This window comes from Caballeronia sp. SEWSISQ10-4 2, from assembly GCF_030464885.1.
In the GTDB taxonomy this organism is placed as follows: Bacteria; Pseudomonadota; Gammaproteobacteria; order Burkholderiales; family Burkholderiaceae; genus Caballeronia.
Window position 1 is genome coordinate 1 of record NZ_JALPRJ010000055.1, and the last position, 18,975, is coordinate 18,975.

The 18,975-nt window shown below is 59.8% G+C and carries 17 protein-coding genes; 8 read left to right on the forward strand and 9 right to left on the reverse strand.

The features are described from left to right. Window positions 1-101: 101 nt before the first annotated feature. The 4 genes from M0D69_RS30010 to M0D69_RS30025 all read right to left on the reverse strand — a co-directional run bounded on the left by M0D69_RS30010 (window position 102) and on the right by M0D69_RS30025 (window position 3,302). Window positions 102-773, reverse strand: coding sequence for a DUF1028 domain-containing protein (locus M0D69_RS30010; RefSeq protein ID WP_301785482.1), 672 nt, complete (start codon window positions 771-773; stop codon window positions 102-104). Window positions 774-786: 13 nt separating this feature from the next. Further along, window positions 787-1,200 carry a RidA family protein gene (locus M0D69_RS30015; RefSeq protein WP_301785483.1) on the reverse strand — a complete coding sequence of 138 codons (414 nt, stop codon included), beginning with the start codon at window positions 1,198-1,200 and terminating at the stop codon, window positions 787-789. 7 nt (window positions 1,201-1,207) lie between these two features. Beyond that, complete coding sequence (locus M0D69_RS30020; protein ID WP_301785484.1) at window positions 1,208-2,692, reverse strand: 4-hydroxyphenylacetate 3-hydroxylase family protein; 1,485 nt, start codon at window positions 2,690-2,692, stop codon at window positions 1,208-1,210. Between the two features lie 64 nt (window positions 2,693-2,756). Further along, window positions 2,757-3,302: a flavin reductase family protein gene (locus tag M0D69_RS30025; RefSeq protein ID WP_301785485.1), complete on the reverse strand. Its 546-nt coding sequence runs from the start codon at window positions 3,300-3,302 to the stop codon at window positions 2,757-2,759. Window positions 3,303-3,459: 157 nt separating this feature from the next. Here M0D69_RS30025 and M0D69_RS30030 point away from each other — a divergent pair, with 157 nt between their 5' ends. From M0D69_RS30030 to M0D69_RS30060, 7 genes are all read left to right on the forward strand, one after another. After that, entirely contained in the window at window positions 3,460-4,383 is a 924-nt protein-coding gene (locus tag M0D69_RS30030; RefSeq protein ID WP_301785486.1) for a LysR family transcriptional regulator, read from the forward strand. Window positions 4,384-4,565: 182 nt separating this feature from the next. Further along, window positions 4,566-5,708, forward strand: a complete 1,143-nt coding sequence (locus M0D69_RS30035; protein WP_301785487.1) for an aromatic ring-hydroxylating dioxygenase subunit alpha — start codon at window positions 4,566-4,568, stop codon at window positions 5,706-5,708. A gap of 27 nt (window positions 5,709-5,735) precedes the next feature. Beyond that, window positions 5,736-6,878 (forward strand): ABC transporter ATP-binding protein, encoded by a 1,143-nt coding sequence (locus M0D69_RS30040; protein ID WP_301785488.1) that lies wholly within the window; start codon window positions 5,736-5,738, stop codon window positions 6,876-6,878. A 1-nt stretch (window position 6,879) separates the two neighbouring features. Then, entirely contained in the window at window positions 6,880-7,944 is a 1,065-nt protein-coding gene (locus M0D69_RS30045) for an ABC transporter substrate-binding protein (RefSeq protein WP_301785489.1), read from the forward strand. A 32-nt stretch (window positions 7,945-7,976) separates the two neighbouring features. Next, window positions 7,977-9,215 (forward strand): ABC transporter permease, encoded by a 1,239-nt coding sequence (locus M0D69_RS30050; RefSeq protein WP_301785531.1) that lies wholly within the window; start codon window positions 7,977-7,979, stop codon window positions 9,213-9,215. 14 nt (window positions 9,216-9,229) lie between these two features. Then, entirely contained in the window at window positions 9,230-10,057 is an 828-nt protein-coding gene (locus M0D69_RS30055) for an ABC transporter permease (RefSeq protein ID WP_301785490.1), read from the forward strand. 98 nt (window positions 10,058-10,155) lie between these two features. Further along, complete coding sequence (locus M0D69_RS30060) at window positions 10,156-10,947, forward strand: phytanoyl-CoA dioxygenase family protein (RefSeq protein WP_301785491.1); 792 nt, start codon at window positions 10,156-10,158, stop codon at window positions 10,945-10,947. A gap of 1,070 nt (window positions 10,948-12,017) precedes the next feature. Here M0D69_RS30060 and M0D69_RS30065 read toward each other — a convergent pair. Continuing rightward, a complete protein-coding gene (locus tag M0D69_RS30065) occupies window positions 12,018-12,575 on the reverse strand; it encodes a hypothetical protein (protein WP_301785492.1) in 558 nt (185 codons plus the stop codon). A 651-nt stretch (window positions 12,576-13,226) separates the two neighbouring features. Here M0D69_RS30065 and M0D69_RS30070 point away from each other — a divergent pair. Next, entirely contained in the window at window positions 13,227-13,883 is a 657-nt protein-coding gene (locus tag M0D69_RS30070; RefSeq protein ID WP_301785493.1) for a RidA family protein, read from the forward strand. A gap of 212 nt (window positions 13,884-14,095) precedes the next feature. Here the strand turns inward: M0D69_RS30070 and M0D69_RS30075 are convergent, their stop codons facing one another. The 4 genes from M0D69_RS30075 to M0D69_RS30090 all read right to left on the reverse strand — a co-directional run bounded on the left by M0D69_RS30075 (window position 14,096) and on the right by M0D69_RS30090 (window position 18,972). Next, window positions 14,096-14,851 carry a transporter substrate-binding domain-containing protein gene (locus M0D69_RS30075; protein WP_301785494.1) on the reverse strand — a complete coding sequence of 252 codons (756 nt, stop codon included), beginning with the start codon at window positions 14,849-14,851 and terminating at the stop codon, window positions 14,096-14,098. A gap of 167 nt (window positions 14,852-15,018) precedes the next feature. Next, a complete protein-coding gene (argG, locus tag M0D69_RS30080; RefSeq protein WP_301785495.1) occupies window positions 15,019-16,353 on the reverse strand; it encodes an argininosuccinate synthase in 1,335 nt (444 codons plus the stop codon). A gap of 346 nt (window positions 16,354-16,699) precedes the next feature. After that, on the reverse strand, window positions 16,700-17,719 hold the full coding sequence (locus tag M0D69_RS30085; protein ID WP_301785496.1) for an asparaginase: 1,020 nt from the start codon (window positions 17,717-17,719) through the stop codon (window positions 16,700-16,702). Beyond that, window positions 17,716-18,972 (reverse strand): D-amino acid dehydrogenase, encoded by a 1,257-nt coding sequence (locus M0D69_RS30090; RefSeq protein WP_301785497.1) that lies wholly within the window; start codon window positions 18,970-18,972, stop codon window positions 17,716-17,718. The genes M0D69_RS30085 and M0D69_RS30090 overlap by 4 nt, the downstream gene beginning before the upstream one ends. Window positions 18,973-18,975: the final 3 nt, after the last annotated feature.

Here is an 18,975-nt window from a genome sequence, read left to right on the forward strand (position 1 = left end):
GCCACGCACAGTGGCTAATAGTGATAAAGAGAACAGCCAGCATAGACCGGCCACGTGCGCCGAAAGCACCACCCCAGGGCATCGAACAGATCCACCATGGGCTAAAGGTCTCCGGGTACGCCATACGACGGCGCCTGCTCAGGGTGCTTTGCGCGCGTCGCATAGTCGTTCATCTGCGGTTCGTAGCGCTGCCAAAGCGCACGCAAGTCGGCGATGGGTTCATCGGACCAGTCCACACGCAATTCCGCAAGCGGCCAGACGTCCCGCCCGTACACGCAAAAACCCGCCGAATGCACCGGCCCTGCCTCGCCGCCTGCTGCCGCACCGGCTTCCAGCGCAATGATCAATCGCTCTGGAAGCGAGCTCGCGTGAGACGCTTCAAAGGCTGCGACCATAGCTGCCGGAATGCCGTCGTGCGCAAGCAGATTGCCCGCAGCGATGCAGTCGCGCCCCGCCTTCGTCGCGATAACGCCAAGCCCTTTCGCACCCGTTGCCGCAGCCCGCGAACCGTCTGCATCGAGTACCGCAAGCTGTCGCCACTCGACGTAAGGCCGTGCGTCCTGCAACTGTCGCAACGTGCTCTCAGCGCCGAATCCCTGCGCGAGCAATTGCAGGCCAAGCACGCCGAGCCGTGGATCAGTCACGTTCTGGCTCAGCACCACGCCGTGCGGACTGGCCCACAGGCAACGGCTAGGCACCGCGATACTCGAACTGCATACCAACCCGCCGACCATGCCCGTGCGCTCGCATCGGCCAGCCAGTGAAAATGTCATGAGGAGGCTCCGCTCAACTATTTGGAATCACGGCAATCACATCGATCTCGACCAGCCACTCGGGCCGCGCGAGCGCTGAAATCACAAGTCCAGTGGACACCGGATACACGCCCTTCAGCCACTTTCCCACCACCGTATAAACGGCCTCGCGATAACGGACATCGACAAGATAAATCGTGATCTTGCAGATATCCTCAAGCTTGCTGCCAGCTTCGCCGAGCAGCATCGCGATGTTCGCCATGGCCTTTTCTGTCTGCACGGCGACGTCGCCGATACCGACCGATTCGCGCGTATCCAGATCCTGCCCGATCTGGCCGCGTACGTACACTGTGCCGTTCGCGACCACGGCCTGGCACAGATCGTTATCCAGTTTCTGCTCAGGATACGTGTCGCGGGTATTGAATTTGCGGATGCGGGTATGGCTCATGGACACCTCATACAACGCGCTTGAGCCGCGGCTCTGCGCTGGATTGAACAACACGGTCCGACAGGTTCGCAGCCTTCTTCACATAGCCCAGCGTGCTGTCGAAATCGAAGTTGCGGAATACGGCGCCCAGATGCGCGAACGGCGGCGACTGAGCAAACAACTGGAACGTGAGCCGATGCCCGGCATAGTCGGAATTCAGCAAGTCGTGGGCGAAGGCAAGCAGCTTGCGGCGGTCATCCGAGACCCAGTTTTCATTGACGGTGTAGTACTTGTCAAGCCAGGCGCTGATCTCAGGATTGGCGAACGATGCCGCGTCTGGCGTGACGCAAATCTGGCCGCCGCACAACTCGCGTGCAAGATGCATCATCTCGTGAAGCCGCGAGCAGGCCTGCACGCGACCCGTATAAAGCAGCGACTGGTTGGGCATCATCAGCCCTGCCGGACTACGCTCGCCGCATGCGATCGACGCGGTCAAATGCGCGTTGATGGTCTCGCGATACACAGCGAGCGTGGACAACTTCTCCTGCACGGCCTGCTGCTTTTCAAGGCCGGTCTGACGCGCATTGAACAGCGCCGTGCCGATCATCAAATCCGCCAGACGCAGGTTGCGCTGCACGAACGCGAACGCGCTATAGCGATGCAGCGTGGCGCGAATAAACGTGGCGGCCTTCGTGTGCTGATAGAACAGCACGTCTTCCCACGGGATCAGGACGTTGTCGAAGATCAGCAAGGTATCGATTTCATCGCAGCGGTTGGAGAGCGGATAGTCCTCCGCGTTCGCCCGCCCAGCGAAGCCCGTGCGACAGATGAACTTGAGCCCCGGCGCGGACATGTTGACGATGAAACCCACCGCGTAGTCGGAGAGCTTCGCATCGCCCCAATTGGCGATAGTCGGCTTGACGAACGCCTGGTTCGCATACGCCGCTGCCGTCTCGTACTTCGCGCCACGCACCACAATGCCCGCATCGGTTTCTTTCACCACATGCAGCAGCATGTCGGGGTCCTGCTCCTGAGGCGGTTTCGATCGATCGCCCTTCGGGTCGGTATTGGCCGACACGTGGAACGGATCTTCATGCAACGTCCGATGAATGTGACGCTCGATGTTCTCGGCAAAACGCGGATCGACTTCATTCAGCACGTCCTTGCCGTCATACAGCGACCACATCTCGCCGATGGTTTCATCACCCACCCGCGTCGCAATACCGCCAACGTCATCCAGCACGGTATCGACCGCCAGCCGCTTGTCGTGCCAGTCCTGTTGCGTGTACGGCAGCTTCAGGCCGACGGCGTTGCGCTCGCCGGTTTGCGTATCCACGTAGGTCATCGCGTCCTGCGTCGCTTTCTCGTGCGCCATGTCATAGATGCGCGCACGGATATCGACGATAGGCTTGAACATGGGGTGCGTGGTCACGTCGTTCACGCGTTCGCCGTTGATCCAGACCTGCCGTCCATCGCGAATGGAATCGCGATACTGTTCGCCTGTTCTGATCATTTACTGTGCCTCGGTCCGTTGGGAATATTGTTCATGCCGGCAGCGCCCGCATGTTCTGAGTCGTTTAAAACGCCAGGAACTGGCCGTAGTCGCGTTTGCAATAAAGCAGGGGCATGTGCTGCGCCGGCGCCCGTGTGATAGCCGCCACTTCGCCGAAAAACACCGTGTGCGTGCCGATGATTTGCTGCGCGACCACGCGGCATTCGATCGCGGCAACCGCACCGTCGATGAGCGGCACGCCGAGGGTGCCGGGCGTATTCGTGCAGCAGGAAAAATCGAAGGGCTTGGCCGTGGCCGACCGGCCCGCGAACGTATCGGCAATACCGCGCTGCGCCACGTTCAGCAGGTTCACCGCGAACACGCCGTTCGCCGCGACGGCTGCGTTAGCCGGGCTGCGTGTATTGATGCAGACCAGCAAGGTGGGCGGGTCCGCGCACACCGAACTGCAGGCGCTGACCGTCACGCCGAAACGCTGGTCGCCGCTGCCGGTCGTCACCACATGAACCGAGGTGGAGTTCGATGCCATGGAATCCAGGAACGCGGTGCGCAGGGTTTCCACCGCGCCGTCAAGTTCCACCGTGTTTTCCGTTGAACCGCTGTCTCGTTGCATGTCGTCCCCCTCGCGTGTCCGCTAGCCTTTCGCAAAATCTACGCTCGGGCAACGCATCTGAAAAACATATTTCAAAAATGCAAATCATCGGTTTTGCCTATGCAAGCCGATTTATGTCCACGCACAATGAGACCGATAGAAGACCACGGGGCGGATCATGGAACCTGCGCAATTACGCTATTCGCTACGACAGTTGAGGTATTTCGTCGTCACGGCGGAAGTCTTGTCGTTCACTGCCGCGGCCAAGCTGCTGCATATCTCCCAGCCGTCCATCTCGACGGCGCTCGCGGACCTGGAAGTGTCGTTCGGCATCCAGCTTTTTATCCGCCACCATGCCAGCGGGTTATCCCTTACTCAGGCTGGCCGCGAGATGCTCGGCCGCGCGCGCGACCTGCTGAAGAACGCCGAAGACCTGCAGACGGCGGCCAAGGAAATGGACGGCGGCATGTCCGGCGCCATCACGCTCGGCTGCCTCGTCTCTCTCGCGCCGCCGCTCATGCCCGCCATGATGAGCCGCTTTATCGCGGGTCACGCGGGCATTGCCTTCCGTACGCTCGAAGCGCATCAGGAGGATTTGCTGCGCGGCCTGCACGATGGTTCGCTAGATATAGCGCTGACCTACAACCTCGATCTGACCGATGACATCGCGTTCACGCCGTTGCTCACGCTGCCGCCTTATGTGATCCTTCCGAAAACCCACAGGCTTGCACGCGCGCGCACCGTTGCGCTGGCGGACCTGCGCGACGAGCCCTACGTGATGCTGGACCTGCCGCACAGCCGCGAGTACTTCGCCGGACTCTTCGACGCGGTCGGTGGCCGGCCCATCGCAGCGTTCAAGTCGTCGCAACCCGAAGTCGTGCGCGGCATGGTGGCGAACGGCCTCGGCTACAGCATTCTCAACTTTCCGCTCAAATCAAACCGCACCGTGGACGGCGAGGACTTCGTGATCAAGCAGTTCAGGGACGAAGTGAACGCGACCACGCTTGGCATCGCGCAATCCAGAAGCATGAAACCCCGGCAAGTCGTCCAGCATTTTGCAGCGTTTTGCGAGGCGGAAATCAAGCGCGAACGCGTGGGCTGAAAGCGTGTTTGAAAACATCGCGCTAGATAGGAAAAAGCTTGGTTCTACATGCAAAAACAATATTTTGGCTGGTAATTTGACTTGATAGATTGATGTCCATACCGCGAGCAGCTCGTAGAAAGGGTTGCAGCATTCACTGAACGGGACAGGGAGGCGCGATGGGTTCGTCAACGGCATCCTCTATGGCAGCTACGAACGCGTCCGGCGCTGGAATTGAAATCGTCCGTCAGTTGCAGGCCAACTGCGAACGCCCGTTCAGCGACGCACGCTCGATGCCGCCCGCCGTCTACACCTCGCCCGACTTCCTCGCGCTGGAACAGACACACATCTTTCATCGCGAGTGGCTTTGCGCCGGCCGTGCCAGCGCGCTGGCTGAAGCGGGCGACTACCTCACTGCCGACATCGACGGCCAGCCGATCGTCGTCTTGCGCGACGAGAACCTGGAGTTGAAGGCATTCTCCAACGTGTGTTTGCACCGCATGTCCGTCCTGCTCGAAGGCCGCGGCAACGTCAGGCGAATCGTCTGTCCATATCACGCATGGAACTACACGCTGGACGGCACGCTTCAAGGCGCACCGATGATGGAACGGCAAAGCGGATTTTGTAAGGAAAGCTACCGGTTGCCATCCGTTCGATGCGAAACCTGGCAAGGCTGGATCTACATCACGCTCGATGCCGATGCACCTCCCGTTGCCGAGAAGCTCGCGAGCCTCACGGATCTGATCGCCAGCTACGGCATGACTGATTACAAGGAAACCTTCTACGAAGAGCACGTCTGGGATACGAACTGGAAGATCCTCGCTGAAAACTTCATGGAGAGTTATCACCTGCCCATGCTGCATCGGGCAACCGTGGGACCGCATTCTCGGCTGGACGAGATGGAATGCCCGCCCGGCAGCGACGCGTTCAACTATCACTGGATCACCAAGGAAGCGTCCCTGCCCATTGGCCAGGCGCATCCGGACAACCAGCGCCTGCAAGGCCACTGGCGCAAGACCACCGCCCTGCTCGCGATCTATCCGACCCATCTTGTCACGCTGACGCCGGGTTACTTCTGGTATCTCGTGCTGCAACCGGTGGGCACCGGTCGAGTTCATATCCGCTTCGGCGGTGGACTGGCGCCCGAGTTCATCGCCGATCCGAGGGCTGCTCAATATATGGCGTCGCTTAAAGAATTGCTGGACGCGGTCAACGAGGAAGACCGGCGCGGGGTGCAGGCCGTGTTCCGCGGCGTGCAGGCGCCGCTTGCGAAACCGGGCCATCTCAGTCATCTCGAACGGCCGAACTATGACTTCGCTCGTTACCTCGCGCAGCAGCTTGCCTGACCACCCCATTCACCAGGGCACGACACGATGTCAACCCAGTCCTTCATCTCCTTCGCGGGCGTGAGCAAGACGTATGACGGCGTTCACTACGTCGTGGAAGGGCTCGACCTCGAGGTGGCGAAAGGCGAATTCGTCTCGTTGCTTGGACCGTCCGGCTCGGGGAAAACCACGACGCTGATGATGCTCGCCGGTTTCGAATCCGCGACGCAGGGAGAGATCCGCCTGAACGGAAAACGTCTCGACGATAAACCACCGCATCAACGCGATATCGGCATGGTGTTTCAGAACTACGCGCTGTTTCCGCATCTGACGATCGAGCAGAACGTCGCGTTTCCGTTGTCGGTGCGGGGCATCGGCAAGGCAGAACAAAAGGCGCGCGTGAAGCGCGCGCTCGAGATGGTCGAGTTGCCGCAACTGGCTTCCCGCCGGCCATCGCAGTTGTCAGGCGGTCAGCAGCAGCGCGTCGCCCTCGCCCGCGCACTGGTGTTCGAGCCTAGCGTGGTGCTGATGGATGAACCGCTCGGCGCGCTCGACAAGCGGCTGCGCGAAACGATGCAATACGAAATCATGCGGCTGCATCGCGAGCTGGGGTTGACCGTGGTTTATGTGACGCATGACCAGGCGGAAGCATTGACCATGTCGGATCGCGTGGCTGTTTTCTCCGATGGCCGCATCCAGCAGGCAGCGACACCCACCGAACTCTATGAGAACGCGCACAACGCGTTCGTGGCGAATTTTGTTGGCGAGAACAACGGCTTGACGGGCCGTGTGCTCGAACAGGATACAAGCTGGGCGATGCTGGAACTGCCCGATGGCGCGGTCATTCGCGGACGCTGCGGACGCGGCCTCCGGACCGGCGAGGAAGCGATGCTGGCGCTGCGCCCCGAGCGCGCGCATATAGCGTCCCCTGACGGTGCGCCAAGCGCTGCGGACACCAACGTGGTGGCCGCGCGCGTGGAAGAACTCGTGTATTGCGGCGATCACCACCGCGTTCACCTGAAACTCGGTCATGGCGACAACCTCATTGTCAAAGTGCCGAATACGCAGCACCACGATCTTCCGTCTCTCGGCAGTGCAACCGCCGTGGCATGGCGCCACGACGACTGCAAGATCCTCGCAACGGCCGTGACTTACGGCCCTGCTCCGTCTCTCACCGCAGGAGTCAACTGACATGAAAGCAACTATTATTCGAACCGGTCTGACGGGCATCGCCGGACTCGCCCTTGCCGCGACGAGCCTGTTCTCCGTGACCGCGCACGCAGCCGATACCATCTCCGTCGTTACCTTCGGCGGCGCTTATGAAGCCGCGGCGAAGAAGGCATGGTTTGAGCCGTTCACGGCCGCGACCGGCATCGGCTTCTCGACCGAATCGTACGATGGCGGCCTCGCCAAGCTGTCGGCGATGGAACAAGCGAAGAACCCGACGTGGGACCTGATCGACCTTGAATCCAACGACGCGATTACCGGTTGCGATGAAGGTCTGTTGCGCAAGATCGACAAAAAATCGCTTGGCAACACCAGCGCCTTCATTCCCGGCTCGATCATGGATTGCGCGGTAGCCGCCATGGTGTGGTCGACCGTGTACGCCTACGACACCACCAAGCTCAAGGCTGCTCCGACCACGATCAACGACTTCTTCGACCTGAAGAAATACCCCGGCAAACGCGGCTTGCGCAAGTCGCCGAAGGTGACGCTTGAATGGGCGCTGCTCGCCGACGGCGTAAAACCCGCCGACGTCTACAAGGTGCTCGGCACGCCCGCCGGCGTCGACCGCGCGTTCAAGAAACTCGACACGATCAAGTCGAGCATCGTCTGGTGGGAGGCCGGCGCGCAACCGCCGCAACTGCTCTCCGACGGCGCAGTGGTCATGACGCAGGCCTATAACGGACGTATAGACAACGCTGTGCATGCGGACCACAAGCCGTTCGCGTCGGTGTGGGACGGCCAGGTCTACGACTTCGAATGGTGGGGTATCCCGATGGGCGCGAAGAACGCCGACGCTGCAGCAAAGTTCATTGCCGCGTCCTCCACGGCGAAAAGCTATGCAGAGCTGACCAAGTACATCGCTTACGCGCCGCCGCGCAAGGACTCCATTCCGCTGATCGCGAAGGATCGCCTGAACGACTTGCCGACCGCTCCCGCCAACTTCAAGCGCGCCGTGCAGATCAACGCGAGCTTCTGGGCGGATAACGCCGACCAGATCAACAAGCGCTTCCAGGTCTGGCTGACACAGTAAGGCGACTCGTGACCGTGACAGTGACCAGCAATCTGCGGGAACCGGCTGAACCATCGGCCGGTCTCGACGGCCGCGCGGCGTACGAGAAGACCCGCCGCCGGGCTTCGGCCCAGGCGCTCTTGCTCGCCCTGCCGCTGCTGTTGTTCCTGCTCGCCACCTTCATTGCGCCGATCGCAATCCTGCTTTCACGGAGCGTCAAAAATCACGAGGTGCCGGTGAACCTGCCGGCGTTATCGGCGGCGCTCAATGCGTGGAACGGCGAAGGTTTGCCTGACGAGCACACCTACGCCATCCTCGCGGCCGATATGCGCCGTGCGTCGCTGGAAGGGCAACTCGGGACCGTCGCGCGGCGGCTGAACTTCTATCTGCCGGAGTTTCGCAGCTTGCTGATGCGGACCGCACGGCAGTTGCCGGAGGAGGCGCCGCCCGCGTGGAAGCCTGCGTTGATCGAACTCGATCCGCGCTGGGGCACGCATGACATCTGGCGCATCATGAAGCGCTCCGCCGCAACGCCTACGCCCGACTACCTGCTGGCTGCCGTCGATGCCACCGTTGCGCCTAACGGTTCACTCGCCTTCCTGCCCGCTGACAGTTCGGTGTTCCTGAGCGCGTTCGCCCGCACTGTGTGGATCAGTGCGACGGTCACCCTGCTGTGTCTCTTGCTCGGTTATCCGCTCGCGTATTTGCTCGCCACTCTGCCGCCGGCCAAAAGCAACCGGCTGATGCTGCTGGTGATCGTGCCGTTCTGGACGTCGCTGCTCGTGCGTACGACCGCGTGGTATGTGCTGCTTCAACCAAGCGGCGTCATCAACAGTCTGCTCATGGGGATGGGTCTCGTCAGCCATCCGTTGCCGCTCTTGTTCAACCGTACCGGCGTGTTGATCGGCATGACGCATATTCTCCTGCCCTACATGATCCTCGCGATCTATTCGGTCATGAAGAGCGTGTCGCCGGTCTACATGCGCGCGGCGCAATCGCTTGGTGCGCATCCGGTCACGGCGTTTATTCGCATCTATATGCCGCAGACCATGCCGGGTGTCGGCGCGGGCTGCTTCCTCGTCTTCGTGCTCGCGCTCGGCTACTACATCACGCCTGCCTTGCTGGGCGGCGCCGGCGATGAAATGATCAGCCAGTTGATCGCAGCGCAGACCAACGAACAACTCAACTGGGGGCTGGCCGGCGCGTTGTCGGCGTATCTCGTGATCTTTACGGCCGTGTTCTATTTCGTGTTCAACCGGCTTGTCGGCATCGACCGGTTGCGCTTCGGCTAGAGGGGGAAACACTCATGAAAAGCCAGCGCCATCTCGTGCTCTCCGAACGCATTGCGTCGAAGTGGCTGCGCGTGCATTCCGCGCTCATCCTGTTCTTCCTGATCGCGCCTATTCTTGCGATCGTGCCGCTGTCGTTCAATAGCGGCTCGTACTTCTCATATCCGATGCAAGGCTTCTCGCTGCATTGGTATACGAAGGCCCTGGGCAGCGGCGACTGGCAACGTGCGTTCGTCAACAGCATCGGCATTGGTGCGGCTTCCACGCTGCTTGCCACTTGCCTCGGCACACTCGCGGCACTGGGCTTAAGCCGGTCGAACTTTCCGTTTCGCGCAGTCATCATGCCGCTGCTCATCTCGCCGATGATCATCCCTATCGTCGTCGTTGCGGCTGGCTTTTATCTGGTCTTCGCGCCGCTGGGGCTGGTGAATTCCTATGTCGGCGTGGTGCTCGCGCACGCGGCGCTGGGCACGCCGTTCGTGGTGATCACCGTCACGGCGTCCCTGCTTTCTTTTGACCAGAGCCTCATTCGCGCCGCGTCCGGATTAGGGGCTACGCCGTGGATTGCTTTTCGCCGCGTGACGTTGCCGTTGATCACGCCGGCCGTGGCGACCGGCAGCGTCTTTGCGTTCGCCACCTCGTTCGATGAAGTCATCGTGATTCTTTTTATCGGCGGCCCGGATCAGCGGACCGTGCCACGCCAGATGTGGAGCGGCATTCGCGATTCCATCGATCCATCGATTCTCGCTGTAGCCACCATGCTGATCCTGTTTGCGGTGGCGCTGTTCAGCAGCATTAACTGGCTTCGCGGGCGCAGCGCGGCGGCAGCGCTGCCTGGAAGCTGAATACTTCGAGGGAACCCTGTTCCTTCGCTAGCAGCGACACGCGTTTCGACAAGACCAAACGTGCAGTGTTGCTTGATCAATCGTCAAAGGAGAGCAGCATGCTGGCCACGGAACGGGAAGCGTTTGAGCGTGACGGCGCCGCCGTCTTGCGCGGGGTGTTCAAGGACTGGATCGAACTGTTGCGCGAAGGCGTGGAGTACAACGCCACTCACCCGGGACCGTCGTTCAGGAACTACACGCCCGAGAAAACGACGGGACGCTTCTTCGGCGATTACTGCAACTGGCAGCGTATTGAACCGTTCAGGGATTTCGTCGAACACAGTGCGGCTGCGTCGGTTGCGCAGGCTTTGATGGGCTCGCAGCGTGCGCGTATTTTTCATGAGCATGTGCTGGTCAAGGAGGCTGGCGCGGCGAAGCTTACGCCGTGGCATCACGATGAACCCTATTACTGCGTCAGCGCCGAGCAGGCCGTCAGCCTATGGATTCCGCTTGATCCGGTGCCTCGCGAAACTTGCGTCGAGTTCGTGGCCGGGTCGCATAAGTGGGGGAAGCTGTTCCGTCCGCGCAAGTTCAGCGGCGTGGCGTATGACCATAAATCGGATCGGCTCGAAGAGTTGCCGGATATCGATGCGAACCGGGATGACTATCGGATTCTCGGCTGGGATCTGGAGCCGGGCGATGCCATCGCGTTTAACTTTCATACGGTGCACGGAGCGCCGGGGAATCTCGCCAGCCAGCAATCGCGGCGGGTGGTGTCGTTCCGATGGCTCGGCGATGGTGCGCATTATGTGGACCGTGGCGGGGAGACTTCGCCGCCCTATCCCGAGTTAATGGGCCGGCTCAAGTCTGGCGATCCGCTGCCTGAAGCGGAGTTTCCTTTTATCGTTTAGTGCCTGGTCGCAGCGCAGGGAAACGGAATTAGCTGGATTGGCGCGCGGTTAACCAGACTCGAGAGAGCGGATTTTTCTGGATTGCCAGGAAAGCCCCGAATTCAAACGATCGCCGCGCCGGCTCTCGTGCGCTGGCCGTCAATTGGCCGCAATAAGCCTGACACCAGGCGTAGTGCGCCGCGGCGCAGTTGGCACCCGACATGTGCACGGATGCTCGATCGTTCCGAGAAGGCGACAGACGCTTGACGACCCCTATGCGCAGATCGCAACTATGTGCACGTGCCACGAGATTGACGGTGCCGCCCTCGATTCGGTGGGGATTCGGGCTGAGACCTTCTTCACATAGTTATCGCGTCTGCAGTGCTGCCGGGAGTGTGTCCGGGGACTCGTGCTACGCATGGCGATGTTGGCCTATCAGGCGGTTCTGGTTGTGCAAGTGCTCTCTCTTTCATTGCAAGGTCAGTCTCGACGTAGCGGTAATTGTTCGTCGTGCCATCATGGCAGAGCCCAAGCGACCCCCTCACTTCGCAGCAGAAACTATGTCCAGATCTACGCTGACCGACCTCGCCAGCAGCCGCGCCGGTGCTGAATCCACCACGTACCCTTGCACGATCTGCACATAGTTTCGATCTGCGCATAGGGTCGCTATGTAAAGCTTCGCATAGCGACCCTGAAGGGACGTTCCGATGCCTCCAAAGCGGCTTTTTGACTGTTTCGTTCGACCGCAAAAACGCGAAACTACTTGCACCTCGAATGCGCCAACTGGCGCTCGCACGCAGCACGTGAATAGGGCTGATGCTCGACACCGCTCTTAACGACGTATTTTCCGTAGGCAACGAATTCGTAGTAGAGGGCCATAGTCTCAGCATGGGAGCGCGCCCAGAATGTCCAGATCCATTCGCTACCCGGCTCGTTAAGAGCACGCGCGGCGTCCCCGTCCGGCCCATGTGGGATGCATGCTGGCAGTGAGTTGCCGAGCTCGTCTGGACATAACCAAACGTCATGCAGGTAACCAAGGTTTCCTCTCATCTGAGCGAGTCTCTACAACGTGATTTCGTCTTCAAACATCGTCAAGCAGCTGGCTGCAGTGCGCCAGGTGCCAGACGATTGAGCGTTGCCGCAGCATCGGGATCGAGGTAATAAAGTACCATCGCCTGTCCGTTGTCTTTGGAATAAAATCGGCGCCCGTCAAGCTGTTGAATATCGCGCATGACATGAGAAACGGTCAGCGGATCCGCCCAAGTACCCGTTACCTCCGCCGAAAAATCGCGCTCGACGTCCCCGATCCGATACTTCAACCAAGCTTTGGCGCGTTGTACATCAACAAAATCTCTAACATCGTTCAGGCCGTCAGACATCCCGGTAACCTGGCACAATCGTTTTACGATCCGCGTGTAGTCGCCCGTTGAAGTAATGCACTCCAGGTCGAAGTTCCACACCCGCGAACAAAATGGACGGTTCCACGGCTCACGCTCCACCTCGATCCCGAGCACAAAAAGCACTAAATCGAAGGGTCGCTTCTCGTATTCCTCGCGTGAGAATGAATAGAGCATATCTTCGATCGTAATGCCGCTGTCAAGGTTGATGCCGCAATCCGAAAGCGTTGCAAGTTGCCGCTCTAATGTCATGACGGCACTTTCCTTTGCTAATGTGAAGGCGTTATTGTCTTCGATCTACGCCATGAGGTCGAACGTCCGCAATTGGCCGGTTGTCGCCGAATGAGCGTGCGCAACGCCGGGCCGGAGTAATAGTTCGCTGATGCTTTGGGAGATTTTTGCGTGCTACAGATTTGCTATAGCAGCGAGCAGAGGGCTTATCGGATAGGGCTCTCGCCTATCATTCCATCCCCGGAACTATCGCTGCTGCGCAACCACGCAAAGCAACTTTGACCGTCTCAGTTCGACTACTTCGGTCCGGCTGACGAACTTTGACGGCATGGTCAGCCCGCTGAACGAGTTGGAAATAGAGCTTGTTCAGAGAGTAGTCCGAACGGACTAATTTCGCAGCATAACACCGCGTCAAACCTCGCAACTGAGGAAAGCTGGGAAACGCACCGACGAGAAAAAGCGCGCGTCATCGGTCAAATTCCGGCGTCCACGGCTATGACTATGGCCGACGAAGCATACATCCATGAGCTAGGCTGGATAGATGGTCAGCGCTTTCGCGCGTGGCAGGCGTAACGATCCTGATGGGAACCACTCTGCCAGTTTTTCTAACGTAGTGGAATGTAGGACGGGTTCGGGGAGCGTCGGCAGGTCTCTTGTAAGGAGAGCACCTTTATGTGGCCAATTCCGTCGAATGCGTTTAAATCCATCCCGTCGGTCGCCGGAAGTCCTCTTGCTCTGTGCGCTTACGTTGCCACGCTGGTCGCGCATGTCGCTGTCGTTCTGAACAAGGATGTACTGAAGCGCGTTAAGCAATTTCCCGAGAAGGACCCGCTTAGCGTTCCGCCCGCCCACATTCTCGAAACTAGGAGCGCGATCATGTCCAACGTTGGTGCGCGGCTGGCCGTGCTCATGTGCTCAGCAGGATTCCTCCTTGCTGGTTGCGCCGTGCCAGAAAGTCCCCTTACCAAGCGGGAGGTCGTCTTGCCTGCCGGGGCCGCTGCAGGGGCTACCCCATACTCGCCAGGTGTGCGCGTAGGTAACATCATCTATATCTCCGGCCAGGTTGCTGGCGAGGCAGGACCCGATATCCGTCCTCAAACCGAACTAGCCCTCAAAAAAGTTCAGGCCATTGTCGAGGCCGCTGGAGCAACCATGTCCAGCATCGACAAATGTACGGTGTTTCTCACGCGCCAGACGGATTTCGCGGCTATGAACGAGGTCTGGCGGAACGCGTTTCCGTCGAATCCACCAGCTCGCTCAACCGTCATTGTTGGGGCACTCCCGCGCCCTGAGTTAGTCATTGAACTCGAGTGCACAGCTCACACGTAAGTGCGAGGAGCGTAGCTGCACCAAGCGCCGAAGCGACTCATGCACTGAATCAGGAAACGTGGGATCTGCGAGCTGATTCCAAAAGACTTTAAATAGCGAACCAGGCAAAAAGCTAAAAATCGCTTGCCGGACAGGGCAGATTGTCGACGGTTTAGCCCGTCGTTCCGAACGTCCGAAAGTGGCCGGTCCCGGAAGTTGACATATGACATCGATCACACGTCAACGTGGCCTGATCTATTCAACGGATTAAGCGCGGGATCGATTTCCTTATGGGTAAGTCCGAAACTCGCCATGCGAGCGCGGTGGTTCGGGGAGCCCAGGTATAAACGAAGCTGCTTGTTCACCGCGTTGAGCAAATCGGAACTTCTCCTGTTGAACGAGAATGCTCCAAGTGGAAGATGCTGCATGCCACTCTGTCCTTGCTCGTGCTCGACCGCCTCAAGCACTGAACCGCCGACACGGTTCGCAAGTATGCGATTTCCCACGGCAGTGCTCGCATACGCATCGATCTCACCCGACTGGACCGCTTCGATTGCGTCGGCCTGCTGCTCGAAGATGACGATCTGCTCTTTGCTTACCCCCGATGCCATCGCCGTCTCATGTTGTACCTGTCCGGCAATTATGCCGAGGCGCGCATCGTCTCGTTCGGCTAGTGCCGCATAGCTGTTGAGCCGTTTCGGGTTTCCTGTCCGAACCAGGAACCCATCTCCGATCGCCCATACGGGCAGGCTGAACGCCACCTTATCGGCCCGTTCGGGCGTAACGAAGAGCGGAACATTCATGTCCCATCGGCCGGCTTCAACGCCGGGAAGCAGTTCGCTAAAAGTGGTCAGGTGATGCTCGATCCGGCTGACACCGATCGTCCGAAGGACTGCGTCGGCCAGATCGATGTCAGCACCAATCGCGCCCCGATCCGGTTCCTTCCAGCCGAAAGGGGGTTCTTCGATGTACGCGATCGTTACCTTCACTGTTTCGCCTCGCTGAACGGGACGGCTCTCGAATGAGGAAGCCGATTCTACTTCCACAATCAGATGTCGCCTTTTGGCCGGCACGTGCCCGATGGCGATCACTTGAGCCGGATCCAGGTGTCAGACGAACATCTGCGTAAGGTGCGCTCCTATCAGTGTCCCCGGTCCTATTCGGCGTCTTCTTTCAGATGCGGTAGAGCCGAGGTTTCGCCAGGCGTCAGCAGGCCGACCTGGGCGTAGACACGGAGCTTTTCGCGCGTATCGTTGATGTCCAGGTTGCGCATGGTCAACTGCCCGATCCGGTCGCGCGGCGAGAACGTCGACGCAACTTTTTCCATCGACAACCGTTCCGGCTGATAGGTCAGGTTCGGCGACTTCGTGCTCATGATCGAATAGTCATTCCCGCGCCGAAGTTCAATGGTCACTTCACCGGTGATTGCACGGGCAACCCAACGCTGGGCGGTTTCGCGAAGCATGATCGCCTGCGGATCGAACCAGCGGCCCTGGTACAGCAAGCGGCCGAGACGGCGGCCGCTATCACGGTACTGCTCGATCGTGTCCTCGTTGTGGGTGCCCGTCACGAGCCGCTCGTACGCAATGTGCAGCAGCGCAAGCCCCGGCGCCTCGTAGATCCCGCGACTCTTCGCCTCGATGATCCGGTTCTCGATCTGATCGCTCATTCCGAGTCCGTGGCGCCCGCCGATACGGTTTGCCTCCAGCATCAACTCGACCGCATCCGGGAACTCCACGCCGTTCAGTGCGGTCGGCCTGCCCTCTACGAAACGCACCGTGACCTGTTCCTTAGCGATCTGCACGTCGTCGCGCCAGAACGCCACGCCCATAATCGGATTGACGATCTGCATGCCACTTTCGAGGCTTTCGAGGTCCTTGGCTTCGTGCGTCGCACCCAGCAGATTGGAGTCGGTCGAGTAAGCTTTCTCCGCTGACATCTTGTAGTCGAATCCGGACTTGCGCATGAATTCGGACATCTCGGCGCGCCCACCCAGTTCGTCGATGAACGCCTGATCTAGCCACGGCTTGTAGATCTTGAGGTCCGGGTTCACCAAGAGGCCATAACGATAAAACCGCTCGATGTCGTTGCCTTTATACGTGCTGCCGTCGCCCCAGATATTGACGCTATCCTGCTTCATCGCGGCGACGAGCATGGTTCCCGTCACGGCGCGGCCGATCGGCGTCGTATTGAAATAGGTCACGCCAGCGGTTGAAATATGGAACGCGCCAGACTGCAAAGCCGCAATGCCCTCGGCGACGAGCTGCGCCCGGCAGTCAATCAACCGCGCGCCTTCTGCGCCGTACTGTATCGCTCGACGGGGAATCTCATCGTAATCATCTTCGTCGGGCTGGCCCAGGTTGGCGGTGTACGCGAACGGTACGGCACCTTTGAGGCGCATCCAATGCAGCGCGGCACTGGTATCGAGCCCGCCGGAGAACGCGATTCCGACGCGCTGCTGGACGGGAAGGCTTTCGAGAATGGTGGTCATGTAGGAATCGTGTGGTTAAGATCTGACGTATTAGCTAACAGAGGCGGAACTGCGCCTCCGACTCGATAACGCAATGGGGTTGTTCGATAGTCGCGCCCCGGAAGTTGAAAATTTAAGGAACGATTTTCAACGATTTGGACGTCGCTGTCGAATGACCCGCAATGATTTTGAGTTTTGACACGGCCTCGGCCTGTCACAAACATCGGAGGTCGGCTCACAACGCTCGCCCGTGTCCAGATCGGCAGACATTCTCCGTCCGGCCGACGGTGGACCGTGCGGCGCAACAAGACTCGCATGGCGCCCGGGGCCAACGACCCGCCGCCAAGGTCGGGCACAGGAGCCCAAGTCAGTAATTCAAAAAAGCATCCTGGAGCTTGCGGGCACAATTTTCTCCAGTGAGCGCCAGCATCATCAGGATGCGCGCCTTGTGCGGAACCTGATCGTCCGTTACCAGCCAGTCGTAGCGATCATCGGGCTGAGCCGCATTGCGGATGACCACGCCCCCTCCTGTCCGTGAACCGCGGACAACATGAATACCGCGCAATCTCGCGTCGACCAGAGAGGCAACTATTGAGGTCGCCACATTGCCGTTGCCGGTCGCGGCATAGATGACCGCCTTCACACCTGAGTCAAGCATGGCACGCACCATCGCTTCGTTCATGCCTCCATGCGCATAGATGATACCGACCTCCGGCACCTCGTCGATCTCGTCGATCGACCATTCGCTTTCCATCGTGTGGCGACGCGCCGGCAGCCGGTAAAAGATCGGCTCGCCTTCGACAATAAATCCCAAGGGGCCGTAGGGTGACCTGAACGCATCTTGCTTGAACGTATTCGTCTTGACGACATCACGCGCCGTGTGGATCTCATCGTTCGCGACGACCAGTGTGCCCTTGCTGTGTGCAACCTGACTCGCCGCCACGACGATCGCGTGGTAGAGGTTAAGCGGTCCATCCGAACTCAGTGCGGACGGTGGACGCATCGCGCCCACCACGACTACCGGCTTCGTGCTCTTGAGCGTCAGATGGAGGAAATAAGCCGTCTCATCGATTGTGTCGGTGCCGTGTGTGACGACAATGCCGTCAACATTGTCCCGTTTCAGCAGCGATGAAATTCGCTTGCCCAACTGCAGCAGTTGCGCGTTGCCGAAATTTTCCGAACCGAACTGAAATAGCTGCTCTGTCCTGATGTCGGCAATCGATGCCGCGACCGGCAAATCCGCAAGAATGTCGTCGATAGGCAGCACGGAGCAGTCATACGCCGACGTGTTGATCGACGAGGCGCCGCGGCCTGCAATCGTGCCGCCCGTGCCGATCAGCACAATCCGCGCTTTCGGCCGCGCAGCCATTGCGATATCGCGCGTCATGAGCGTCCACCCAAGCTGAACATCGTGCAATCGATTGCCGTGGGCCTTTGGGTGATCAAGTCATCGAGCAGTTGAGCGCAACCGGTCGCGAGCGTGAAGCCGAGCGCACCTTGGCCAACGTTCAACCACAGATTTCTAATGGGCGTCGGTCCAATAATCGGCATGCCGCTCGGCGTCGCGGGTCTCAGTCCGGCCCATTCATCGGCAGCCGAATAGTCGCCAGCCTCCGGGAAGACCGCCTCCGCCTCACGGCGCAATGTCGCGAGCCGGTGGCGGTTGAGCGCGCGCGAGTAGCCGGCGATGTCGGCCATGCCTGCCACACGCATACGTTCACCGAGTCTGGCGTACACGACCTTGCGGGCGAAATCCGTCACGCTGATCACCGGTGCGATACCACGGGATCTGACTGGAATCGTCAGGCTGTAGCCCTTCAGCGGATACACCGGCACCGCGACACCGACCGTCTTCAGCAGCTTCGCGCTCGCGCAACCCAACGCTACGACAATCTGCTCACCCGGCAGGCGGCGTGTGCCGGCCCAGGCTTCGACACGTCCGCCCGGCGCATGCTTCAACGCGCTGACGCCGGTCGCCAGCTCGAAAACGACGCCGCGCTCGCGCAGTACCTTCTCCAGGCTCACGCAGAATCGATAGCAATCCGCAGTGTCTTCGCTAGCCGTATATATGCCGCCGGCAATCTCGTTGCGAACAGCCTTGAGCGCGGGTTCGATTTGAACGCACGCTTCGTGATCGAGCGCCTGCTGCTCGCATCCGAGTGTGCGCTGGAATTCGAGAAGACCGACCGCCGACGCAAATGCGTTCGCGTCACGATGCAAGACCAGCTTGCCGGAACGTACATAGTTGAAATCGAGCGAGGGTTCGTCGTCGACCAGTTTGTGCATCAGCGCGCGGCTCAGGAATGACAATTCGAGCAAGTGTCGCGTCGACCGACCATTTTGCTGTCGCGTGCACGCCCGCACAAACTGCATACACCAGCGCCACTGGTCCGGGTCCAGTGACGGACGAAAACGCATTGGTGAGTCGCCCCGCGTCAACCAACCCGGGATCTTCGACAGGATGCCTGGGCCGGCCAGCGGCGCAACATAGCTATACGAAAGTTGCGCGCCGTTCGCGTAGCTTGTTTCCAGAGCGACTTCGGGATGGCGGTCGACAATTGTCACACGATGGCCTCCCGCATTGAGGTAATAGGCGGTCGTCAGGCCGATCACGCCTGCGCCAAGGACAAGTACGTCCATGAG

Excerpts from the sequence above, each read along its gene's own strand:
- M0D69_RS30010 (WP_301785482.1), bottom strand. The coding sequence starts at position 773 with ATGACATTTTCACTGGCTGGCCGATGCGAGCGCACGGGCATGGTCGGC.
- M0D69_RS30015 (WP_301785483.1), bottom strand. The coding sequence starts at position 1,200 with ATGAGCCATACCCGCATCCGCAAATTCAATACCCGCGACACGTATCCT.
- M0D69_RS30020 (WP_301785484.1), bottom strand. The coding sequence starts at position 2,692 with ATGATCAGAACAGGCGAACAGTATCGCGATTCCATTCGCGATGGACGG.
- M0D69_RS30025 (WP_301785485.1), bottom strand. The coding sequence starts at position 3,302 with ATGCAACGAGACAGCGGTTCAACGGAAAACACGGTGGAACTTGACGGC.
- M0D69_RS30030 (WP_301785486.1), top strand. The coding sequence starts at position 3,460 with ATGGAACCTGCGCAATTACGCTATTCGCTACGACAGTTGAGGTATTTC.
- M0D69_RS30035 (WP_301785487.1), top strand. The coding sequence starts at position 4,566 with ATGGCAGCTACGAACGCGTCCGGCGCTGGAATTGAAATCGTCCGTCAG.
- M0D69_RS30040 (WP_301785488.1), top strand. The coding sequence starts at position 5,736 with ATGTCAACCCAGTCCTTCATCTCCTTCGCGGGCGTGAGCAAGACGTAT.
- M0D69_RS30045 (WP_301785489.1), top strand. The coding sequence starts at position 6,880 with ATGAAAGCAACTATTATTCGAACCGGTCTGACGGGCATCGCCGGACTC.
- M0D69_RS30055 (WP_301785490.1), top strand. The coding sequence starts at position 9,230 with ATGAAAAGCCAGCGCCATCTCGTGCTCTCCGAACGCATTGCGTCGAAG.
- M0D69_RS30060 (WP_301785491.1), top strand. The coding sequence starts at position 10,156 with ATGCTGGCCACGGAACGGGAAGCGTTTGAGCGTGACGGCGCCGCCGTC.
- M0D69_RS30065 (WP_301785492.1), bottom strand. The coding sequence starts at position 12,575 with ATGACATTAGAGCGGCAACTTGCAACGCTTTCGGATTGCGGCATCAAC.
- M0D69_RS30070 (WP_301785493.1), top strand. The coding sequence starts at position 13,227 with ATGTGGCCAATTCCGTCGAATGCGTTTAAATCCATCCCGTCGGTCGCC.
- argG (WP_301785495.1), bottom strand. The coding sequence starts at position 16,353 with ATGACCACCATTCTCGAAAGCCTTCCCGTCCAGCAGCGCGTCGGAATC.
- M0D69_RS30085 (WP_301785496.1), bottom strand. The coding sequence starts at position 17,719 with ATGACGCGCGATATCGCAATGGCTGCGCGGCCGAAAGCGCGGATTGTG.
- M0D69_RS30090 (WP_301785497.1), bottom strand. The coding sequence starts at position 18,972 with ATGGACGTACTTGTCCTTGGCGCAGGCGTGATCGGCCTGACGACCGCC.